General features: G+C 36.6%; 10 protein-coding genes. 7 read left to right on the plus strand and 3 right to left on the minus strand.

Going from position 1 to position 9,000, the window contains the following annotated elements; genetic code table 11:
* Window positions 1-143: 143 nt before the first annotated feature.
* A complete protein-coding gene (locus AC1UFB_RS16625) occupies window positions 144-1,232 on the minus strand; it encodes an FUSC family protein (protein ID WP_078990316.1) in 1,089 nt (362 codons plus the stop codon).
* 214 nt (window positions 1,233-1,446) lie between these two features.
* Complete coding sequence (locus AC1UFB_RS16630) at window positions 1,447-2,745, minus strand: glutamate-1-semialdehyde 2,1-aminomutase (protein ID WP_061786175.1); 1,299 nt, start codon at window positions 2,743-2,745, stop codon at window positions 1,447-1,449.
* Between the two features lie 147 nt (window positions 2,746-2,892).
* On the opposite strand from AC1UFB_RS16630, the gene AC1UFB_RS16635 reads away from it, so the two are divergent.
* From AC1UFB_RS16635 to perR, 6 genes are all read left to right on the plus strand, one after another.
* Entirely contained in the window at window positions 2,893-3,906 is a 1,014-nt protein-coding gene (locus AC1UFB_RS16635) for an ABC transporter ATP-binding protein (RefSeq protein ID WP_061786176.1), read from the plus strand.
* The gene (locus tag AC1UFB_RS16640) at window positions 3,899-4,690 is read left to right on the plus strand and encodes an ABC transporter permease (RefSeq protein ID WP_025909544.1); all 792 of its coding nucleotides are present in this window, start codon (window positions 3,899-3,901) and stop codon (window positions 4,688-4,690) included. The genes AC1UFB_RS16635 and AC1UFB_RS16640 overlap by 8 nt, the downstream gene beginning before the upstream one ends.
* Window positions 4,691-4,693: 3 nt before the next feature.
* Window positions 4,694-5,479: an ABC transporter permease gene (locus AC1UFB_RS16645; RefSeq protein ID WP_025909545.1), complete on the plus strand. Its 786-nt coding sequence runs from the start codon at window positions 4,694-4,696 to the stop codon at window positions 5,477-5,479.
* A gap of 92 nt (window positions 5,480-5,571) precedes the next feature.
* Window positions 5,572-5,973, plus strand: a complete 402-nt coding sequence (locus tag AC1UFB_RS16650; RefSeq protein WP_061786177.1) for a potassium channel family protein — start codon at window positions 5,572-5,574, stop codon at window positions 5,971-5,973.
* A 69-nt stretch (window positions 5,974-6,042) separates the two neighbouring features.
* On the plus strand, window positions 6,043-6,513 hold the full coding sequence (gene bcp / locus AC1UFB_RS16655; protein ID WP_025909547.1) for a thioredoxin-dependent thiol peroxidase: 471 nt from the start codon (window positions 6,043-6,045) through the stop codon (window positions 6,511-6,513).
* 275 nt (window positions 6,514-6,788) lie between these two features.
* On the plus strand, window positions 6,789-7,193 hold the full coding sequence (perR, locus tag AC1UFB_RS16660; protein WP_061786178.1) for a peroxide-responsive transcriptional repressor PerR: 405 nt from the start codon (window positions 6,789-6,791) through the stop codon (window positions 7,191-7,193).
* 11 nt (window positions 7,194-7,204) lie between these two features.
* On the opposite strand, the gene AC1UFB_RS16665 is transcribed toward perR, so the two are convergent.
* Window positions 7,205-7,576: a YgzB family protein gene (locus tag AC1UFB_RS16665; protein WP_025909549.1), complete on the minus strand. Its 372-nt coding sequence runs from the start codon at window positions 7,574-7,576 to the stop codon at window positions 7,205-7,207.
* A 220-nt stretch (window positions 7,577-7,796) separates the two neighbouring features.
* Between AC1UFB_RS16665 and AC1UFB_RS16670 the strand changes: the two genes are divergently transcribed.
* Complete coding sequence (locus tag AC1UFB_RS16670; protein ID WP_025909550.1) at window positions 7,797-8,666, plus strand: nucleotidyltransferase-like protein; 870 nt, start codon at window positions 7,797-7,799, stop codon at window positions 8,664-8,666.
* Window positions 8,667-9,000 lie beyond the last annotated feature (334 nt).

Raw genomic sequence — 9,000 nt, forward strand, 5'->3', positions numbered from 1 at the left:
AAATCGTCCCTTTCTTGAAATGTTGGTGTGGTAACTTTCATTTTACTAGATAGGACGATTTTTTTGTGTGTGTTTTCAAAAAAAATCCAGAAAGAGGGCTGGCAAAAAATCAGCTTTTACTGACTTTTTGGACAGCCCCTTTTTTAATCTTGTTCTCGCTCATGATTAATTTCAAGTGCATTGTCTTCCTTATGATAATTGTGGAAACTATCGATTAATCGATCTAAATGCTCTAGCTCTTCACTGTATTCAATGATACTTGCGATGAGAGGAAATAAGTGATACAACATCTTGTTATCTTCGTCATCTTCAAGCAGCTTATATTTCATAAATGCATCAATTAATGCACGCTTTTTTGTATATGCTTCAGTTGGTACAGATGTTGTTAATTGAACTTTTAGCTTACCAATAAACTTTAACAGAGCCTGCTCGTGATACATTAGCAAGCATTCCATCTCAGATTTTATGAGATTCTGAAACGACTGTGGCATGTGTTGAATATCATTTTCAAGACGATGCAACTGCTTTAATGTTTTAAGAGCATGGGAGGTTGTTGTAATCATTTGGCGGAAAAGCACAAGTTTTCGAGATTTAACAAATACCTTTTTCTTTGAATTCGTTCGCTCTTCTTTATAGAAATCAAACAGCTGATTGGCTTTCGTTAGCTGATCCTTGATTTTCTCAATGTCTTCTTTTAACAGCGTATATTCAGAAGCATGGTAGATATTCATACGAATCCACTTAATAATTTCTTCAGTTGTACCAACAATTTTATAATAAAGCTTTGTTTCATACTTTGGTGGTAAGAAAATTAAGTTTACAATAAATGCTGAAAAGACCCCTAATAAGATGGTTGCAAAGCGGATGACTGCAAACTGAACAAAGTCATCACTAGGGCTTTCCATAATAGCAATAACGGTTACCAGCGCAAGGCCAATTGTATTGCCGATTTTTAGCTTTAAATTAAGCGTAATTACCATAACAGCCGTTAAACCAATAATAAACGGATGTGTGCCGAATAAAAGTCCAAACCCAACTGCTAGTAACGCTCCGATGACGTTAGCTTGAATTTGCTCCAAAACTGTCAAATACGAGCGATAAATTGAAGGCTGAATAGCAAAAACTGCTGCGATTGCTGCGAATGTGGGTGATGGCAGATTGAGCAATTCAGCGACTAACAATGAAAGTGTAATGGCAATTCCCGTTTTTAAAATGCGGGCACCAAGTTTCATGCTTTCATAGTCCTTTCTATACATGAGATTTTGATAAAATAAATAAAAGCTTCTTTATAGTATACATAACCCATCTTGAATTATATAAACAATAACATACTATACAAGGTTTGCATGTGGATATCAAGAGGAAGGAATAAGAAAAATCCCGTTAAATAACGGGATTTTTCGACAAGTATTTTTATGTTCAATTAGTTTACAAGAAAAAGAAGGATTACAATTCTTTGCTTAGCTGCTCAAAAGCTTTTTCTACGGCTTCTAACGTCACATGGATATCTTCTTCCGTATGTTCTGTTGTTAAGAACCAAGCCTCGTATTTCGAAGGAGCTAAATTAATACCTTGATGAAGCATGAGCTTGAAGAATTTTGCAAACAATTCACCGTCTGTATTTTCAGCCTGTTCATAGTTAGTGACTGTCTCCGTTGTGAAGTAAAGCGTTAGCGCACCTTTTAAACGGTTGATAGTAATTGGCATTTTATATGTACGAGCGTGTTTTAAAATACCTTCTTCAAGCATCGCACCAAGCTTGTCCATTTTGTCGTATACGCCTTCTTCTTTTAATACTTCTAAGCACGCAATTCCAGAAAGCATGGAAGCTGGATTTCCGGCCATTGTTCCAGCTTGGTAAGCGGGACCTAAAGGAGCAACTTTTTCCATGATTTCTTGTTTACCACCGTATGCTCCGATTGGAAGGCCTCCACCGATGATTTTTCCTAATGCTGTTAAGTCTGGCTTCACACCAAGTAAGTCTTGGGCACCACCATACATGAATCGGAAAGCGGTGATGACTTCATCATAAATAACAAGTGCACCTGCTGCGTGTGTTAGTTCATTTACCTGTTCTAAAAAGCCTGGATGCGGCTCGACAATTCCAAAATTCCCTACGATTGGTTCGACCAGGACACCAGCAATTTGGTCTCCCCACTTTTCTAAAGCCTCTTTAAATGGTTGAATATCGTTGAATGGAACGGTAATAACTTCTTTTGCAATACTTTTTGGTACGCCGGCTGAGTCTGGTGTGCCAAGCGTTGAAGGGCCAGATCCCGCTGCGACAAGCACAAGGTCTGAGTGTCCGTGGTAGCAACCAGCAAATTTAATGATTTTGTCACGACCTGTATATGCTCGCGCTACGCGAATTGTTGTCATGACAGCTTCTGTTCCAGAGTTGACAAAGCGAACTTTATCCATTGCAGGCATCGCTTCTTTTAACATTTTTGCAAATTTTACTTCATGAGCAGTTGGAGTACCGTATAATACGCCTGTTTCCGCTGCGTGTGTAATTGCCTTTGTGATGTGAGGGTGAGCATGACCCGTGATGATTGGTCCGTATGCTGCTAGATAATCAATATATTTATTTCCATCAACATCCCAAAAATAAGCGCCTTTTGCTTTTTCCATTGCAACTGGGGATCCGCCACCCACTGCTTTATATGAACGAGACGGACTGTTTACACCGCCGACAATATGTTGAAGTGCTTCTCCGTGAAGCTGTTCTGATTTCGTAAACTGCATAATATGCCTCCTAAAGTATAATTCCACGTTCTATTCTACCAAACTTATTTGTTTCTTGAAAAACATTGTAGAAGGTGTATGATAGAAAACTGTGCATGAACAATTTAAATAGTAGATAAAACTAGTTGAATAGATGGAGGAAACGAGATGACAAATGCAATTGAGGTAAAGGGGTTGCGAAAAGAATTTAAGGCCTATTCGAGTCGTTCAGGCTTAAAAGGTGCGTTTCGTGACTTGTTTACAAGAAATTATAAAGTATTAAAAGCTGTAAACGATATTTCGTTTACAGTCAAACAAGGTGAAATGGTTGGATATATCGGAGAAAACGGAGCAGGGAAATCGACGACCATTAAAATGCTGACGGGAATCTTAACACCAACTGGCGGTGAGATTCAAGTGAACGGAATGAACCCTCATAAAGAGCGTGAGCAGTTTACGCGTACCATTGGGGTAGTATTTGGTCAGCGTTCACAGCTTTGGTGGGATATTGCTGTTCAAGAATCGTTTCGGCTACTAAAAAAAGTATATAAAGTATCAGATGAAGATTATAACAACCATATGGAGCACGTGATTCGAACGCTGGATATTGGTCCATTATTAGATAAGCCTGTGAGAAAGCTATCTCTTGGTCAACGAATGCGATGTGAGTTAGCGGCAGCACTTATTCATAATCCACCGCTGCTTTTTTTAGATGAGCCAACCATTGGGCTAGATGTATTAGTGAAACTAAAAATTCGTCAGTTCCTAAAAGAAATTAACGAAAAATACAATACAACAATCTTATTAACAACGCATGATTTAGCTGACATTGAAGCCTTATGTGAGCGCGTCGTTATGTTGGATGAAGGAAACATTATTTATGATGGTTCGCTACAAAAGCTGCGTTCTAACTGGGGAGATATGAAACAGGTTATATTTGAATTTACAAAAGAACCACTTCAAGAACAGCTGCAATTAATTACACAGGGGTTACCTGTTACGTGGGTGAGGGGAGACCGCCTCAACAGCTGGGTTGCTAATCTTGAGAACAAAGGAGATAGCATGTCACAGCTAATTGCTAAAGTAGCAGCGAAATACGAAATTGCTGATTTAAGTATTCATGAAATTTCAACTGAAGAAGTTATTCGTAACATCTATGAAGAAGGTGTTGTGAATGGATAAATATATTGAAATGATACGCATTCGTTTCTTAATGATGCTTGCGTATCGAACGAATTACTACAGCGGTATATTAATCTATGCGATTAATATTGGAGCCTACTATTTCCTATGGTCTGCTATTTACGGAGGGAAAGAAAATATTCAAGGGCTATCAATGACGCAGATGACAACATATGTAGCTGTGTCCTGGATGGCGCGCGCCTTTTATTTCAACAACATTGATCGTGAGATGGCTATGGAAATTAAAGACGGGAAAGTGGCGGTTGAACTAATTAAGCCCTATAACTATCTTGGAATGAAAATGATGCAGGGGCTTGGAGAAGGGATTTTTAGACTGCTATTCTTCTCCATTCCAGGAATGGTGATTGTCTGGTTTTTATTCCCGATAGATTTATCAGGCCACGTACAGACATGGATTTATTTTAGTTTTTCAATTATCTTTAGCTTTATTGTTAATACTCAAATTAACTTATTAACGGGAATTACGACATTCTTCTTGTTTAATAATGATGGATTAATTCGTGCAAAGCGCGTTATCATAGATTTGTTTTCAGGGCTTTTATTACCAATTAGCTTTTATCCTCTTTGGGCACAAGATTTAATGGGGTATCTTCCTTTTCAAGCAATCAGCTATATTCCAAGCATGATCTTTACAGAAGGATTTACGGGAAGTGAAGTGGTAACTGCATTGGTGACACAGCTTATTTGGTCACTGCTTTTATTTATTCCTATCGTCTTTCTATGGAATGTTGCAAAGAAAAAGATGGTCATCCAAGGAGGGTAAGCAATGTTTTATTTTTCTATGTTCTTTCAATACATCAGTCAATATATAAAAACCAGACTTCAATACCGAGCTGATATGGTTGTTGAAGTTGTATCTGATTTACTATTTCAAGCAGTAAACTTAATTTTTATTTTAGTTGTATTTGGCCACACTCAATTTCTCAACGGTTGGTCACGAGAAGAAATCATTTTTATTTATGGATTCTTCCTAGTTCCTTTTGCGGTATTCTCTTCATTCTTTAACATTTGGGATTTTAATGAGCGCTATATTGTTAAAGGTGAAATGGATCGTATCTTAACAAGACCTATTCATAGCTTGTTTCAAGTGATTTTAGAAAGAATGGAATTAGAGTCTTTATTTGGAGCAATCACCGGGGTGGCAGTGATGATTTATGCTGGCTCGATTTTAGACCTTTCGTTTGCTTGGTATGACTTTTTCATCTTTATTCTATTTGTGCTCGGGGGAGCGTTGGTATATGCAGGTATCTTTATTGCACTCGCAAGCATAGGTTTTTGGTCAGATGCTCGTACGTCTATTATGCCAACGATGTATAACATTGGAAACTATGGACGCTATCCTGTTGATATTTATAACAACGTCATTCGTTATGTGCTAACATGGATTTTACCGTTTGCCTTTGTTGGAGTATATCCAGCTGCTTACTTCTTAGGAAGAGAAGAATGGTATGGCTATGCATTTTTAACTCCAGTTATGGGGGTTATCTTTTTTACTCTAGCTATTGTCTTATGGAACGTTGGTGTAAAAAGGTATCGAGGAGCAGGCAACTGATGCCTGCTTTTTTTATGCTATTGAACAGTAATGAGTAGGTAGGGGACAACGTATAGTAATACAAGAACTTTTTTACTTAAAGGAGTATCCGTATGACGGTTTCGTTGATTCTAGTCATTGTGTTTCTAATGGTAGGAAGCATGAAATTTTTGTTTGAAAAAGAGCTCGGTGAATTTCATTTCTTCTCACTTGGTCATTTTTTTGTTTTACTTTATTCATATTTAACGGTTTTGCTTGGCTTTAGCTTAATCTATACGGTTTGTGAAATGAGTAATATAGAAGTAATTAGTGGAGGATTTTATCATCAAGAACATTATTTTTATACACTGTTCAACAGCATGTATTTTAGTGCCATTACGCTATTCTCTGTAGGGTATGGAGATATGTATCCCGTTGGTATTGGAAAGATGTTTGCAACAATCGAAGCTCTCATTGGGTATATGATGCCAGCTGTTTTTGTGATTCGCACGGTAAGTCGAAATGAGAAAGTTTAAAAGTTGTCTTAAATCGCGAAATTGGTTACCCTATAACCATAGAGAACTGTATAAAAGGAGCGATATAAGATGACAGTAACAGTAGGTGAAGTAGCACCAGATTTTAAACTAGCAGCTAACAATGGAGAAGAGGTAGCTCTATCTGATTATAAAGGTCAAAATGTTGTTCTTTATTTTTATCCAAAAGATATGACGCCGGGCTGTACGACAGAAGCATGTGATTTCAGAGATGCTCATCAAGAATTTGCAGACTTAGATGCAGTTATCTTAGGCGTAAGTCCAGATCCAATTGATAAACATCAAAAATTTATTGATAAACACGGACTACCATTTTTACTATTAGCAGACGAAGATCATCAAGTTGCTGAAGCATATGGTGTATGGAAGTTAAAAAAGAACTTTGGAAAAGAGTATATGGGCATTGAGCGCTCGACGTTCATTATTAACAAAGACGGTGAAATTGCGAAAGAATATCGCAAAGTGCGTGTGAAAGATCACGTAGCAGAAGCTTTACGTTTTATTAAAGAAAATTTAGCATAATTAAGGCATTCGTCTATAACAAAATCTTTCGTTATGCGTATGATAACAGTGTAGGGCATACCTCCTCAGGTGTTACGATATAAAGCGCGACTTAGATAGTCGCGTTTTTTTTGAATGAATAAAAAATCGTTTAAAAATAATATATAGTAGGAATTGTTAATGAGATTGACAAAGTGAAGCAGTAAGAGTTACACTAATTGTAAGAATTATAAAGTAAGAATGCTTATAGAAGAGAGGTGCATGACGTGTCAAATCATTTACAAAAAGCGCTTGAAATGCTGAAAGAAACTGGCGTTCGCATTACACCGCAACGTCATGCTATTTTAGAGTATTTAATCAATTCAATGACACATCCAACTGCTGATGATATTTATAAAGCATTGGAGGATAAATTTCCTAATATGAGTGTGGCAACCGTTTATAATAATCTACGCGTTTTTAAAGAAGTAGGAATTGTAAAAGAGCTAACTTACGGAGATGCTTCAAGTCGTTTTGATTATATTACGACCGAGCATTACCACGTAATATGCGAAAAGTGTGGAAAAATTGTTGACTTCCATTATCCAGGATTAGATGAAGTAGAAGCACTTGCAGCGCACATTACCGGGTTTGAGATTAGTCACCACCGTATGGAGATTTATGGTACTTGTCCGGATTGTACAACTAAAAAAGCACATTAAAAAGCTGATAGTTATGATATACTATCAGCTTTCTTTGTGTCTTTTCTATTATATTTCTCATCAAACTCTTTTCCATCAAGGGCTGGATCTAGAGTCAAAGGCTCATTGCAGTACATACATAAGTCTACTCGTCCAAGCATTTTCGTATGTTTATTACAGGTTGGGCATGTGACCTGTACAGCTTTAGTAGAAAGCATGCCAATCCAAAAGTAAACAACGGTACTAGCAATGATACATAGTAAACCTAATAGCATAAAAATGGTCATAAGCCACATGGAAGATTTAAAAAAGATTCCTCCATACATCACGATGAAGCCAATAAAAATTAAGCTTAATGCAAATGTCCTGATCTTATTGATTTTACTTGAGTATTTAATTCCCATGAAAAATCTCCCTCCCACTTTATAAATATAGCATAATTGTAAGAAAAATAAGTCTTTTAGGTTGAATTAACTGATAGAACTGTTTAGGGAGTGAATACAAGAGAGAATTTGTTATAATAAGCTGTGAGGAAGTCCATCACGAACATTCACACTAAATGTGTTTCAATATAAAAGAAGATTAGACCAATATCTTTAATTATGATAGTGAGGAGCTTGCAGAATGGAAGATATTTTACGACCGCTATACCAAGAGCGAGCAAGTAAAAAAGAAACGTTAGGTATTTTATTAATAGAAAAAAGGAAAACAGATTCACCAGTTACAGATGACTTAGATGCCATACTATTTATTATCACAAGTAACAATGAGGTACCTGTGTTTGTGAAGCAGTATGAGTATAAAGAACAAAGAGCAGCTCTTTATATAGCTTCAGAACAGCAGATCAGCGAATGGATTATGATAGGTACCAACCGACGTACTGTTGATTGGGTGTTAAATGGAAAAGTACTGTTTGATCGTAATGAATACGTAGCAAATTTGAAAAAAAGACTACTGGATTTTCCGCGCGAAGATCGAGTGAAGAGGATAGGTATTGAATTTGCCAAGCTTATTCGCCGTTTTAAAGAAGGAAAAGACTTTTATACGTCAAATCATCATCTAGATGCATTCAATCATGTGGTTCATGCTTTACACCATTTAGCGCGTCTATCAGTACTAGAAAATGGGTTTTACCCAGAGGTTACTGTTTGGAATCAAGTGAAAAAAATTGAGCCATCTATTTATCGTTTATATGAAGAGCTTGTTGGCAGCCAAGAAGAGATAAACAAGAAGCTTGAGCTATTATTCTTAGCTAGTGAGCTTTATGTAAATAAAAAAGTTGATATAGGTTCTACACATCTATTAACAATTATGAGCGAAAAAGAAGAGTGGACGTTTAATGAACTCATTTCACATCAGCAAGTTAACCCATATGCAATCGATTTAGGAATTTTGCTAGAATTCCTCATCCAAAAAGAGATTGTAGTAGTTCATAAAGTGGAGACAAAAGGAAAGAGTTTATATCATCGTCACTACGCTATTAATAAGGGTTAATAAAGGAAAGATAAAAAAACAAATGTTTTTTTATCTTTTTTTAAAAAAGATGTTGACGTTCATGAAAATACATGTTAAATTTATATACGTCGCTGATGAGCGATACCAAGTTTATGAAAAACTTGAAAAATAATCTTAAAAAAGTTGTTGACAAAAAGTTAACTACTTGGTAAGATAAGAAAGTCGCCTAAGAGCGGCGGTTGAACTTTGAAAACTGAACAGAGCGACAAACGTCAACGTTAATTTTTAAAAACTTTTATGAGCGAGTCAAACATTTCTTCGGAGAGTTTGATCCTGGCTCAGGATGAACGCTGGCGGCGTGCCTAATACATGC

This window comes from Priestia sp. KCTC 13724 (genome assembly GCF_056820425.1).

Coding starts and splice junctions, on each gene's coding strand:
- AC1UFB_RS16625 (WP_078990316.1), bottom strand. CDS start 1,232: ATGAAACTTGGTGCCCGCATTTTAAAAACGGGAATTGCCATTACACTT.
- AC1UFB_RS16630 (WP_061786175.1), bottom strand. CDS start 2,745: ATGCAGTTTACGAAATCAGAACAGCTTCACGGAGAAGCACTTCAACAT.
- AC1UFB_RS16635 (WP_061786176.1), top strand. CDS start 2,893: ATGACAAATGCAATTGAGGTAAAGGGGTTGCGAAAAGAATTTAAGGCC.
- AC1UFB_RS16640 (WP_025909544.1), top strand. CDS start 3,899: ATGGATAAATATATTGAAATGATACGCATTCGTTTCTTAATGATGCTT.
- AC1UFB_RS16645 (WP_025909545.1), top strand. CDS start 4,694: ATGTTTTATTTTTCTATGTTCTTTCAATACATCAGTCAATATATAAAA.
- AC1UFB_RS16650 (WP_061786177.1), top strand. CDS start 5,572: ATGACGGTTTCGTTGATTCTAGTCATTGTGTTTCTAATGGTAGGAAGC.
- bcp (WP_025909547.1), top strand. CDS start 6,043: ATGACAGTAACAGTAGGTGAAGTAGCACCAGATTTTAAACTAGCAGCT.
- perR (WP_061786178.1), top strand. CDS start 6,789: ATGCTGAAAGAAACTGGCGTTCGCATTACACCGCAACGTCATGCTATT.
- AC1UFB_RS16665 (WP_025909549.1), bottom strand. CDS start 7,576: ATGGGAATTAAATACTCAAGTAAAATCAATAAGATCAGGACATTTGCA.
- AC1UFB_RS16670 (WP_025909550.1), top strand. CDS start 7,797: ATGGAAGATATTTTACGACCGCTATACCAAGAGCGAGCAAGTAAAAAA.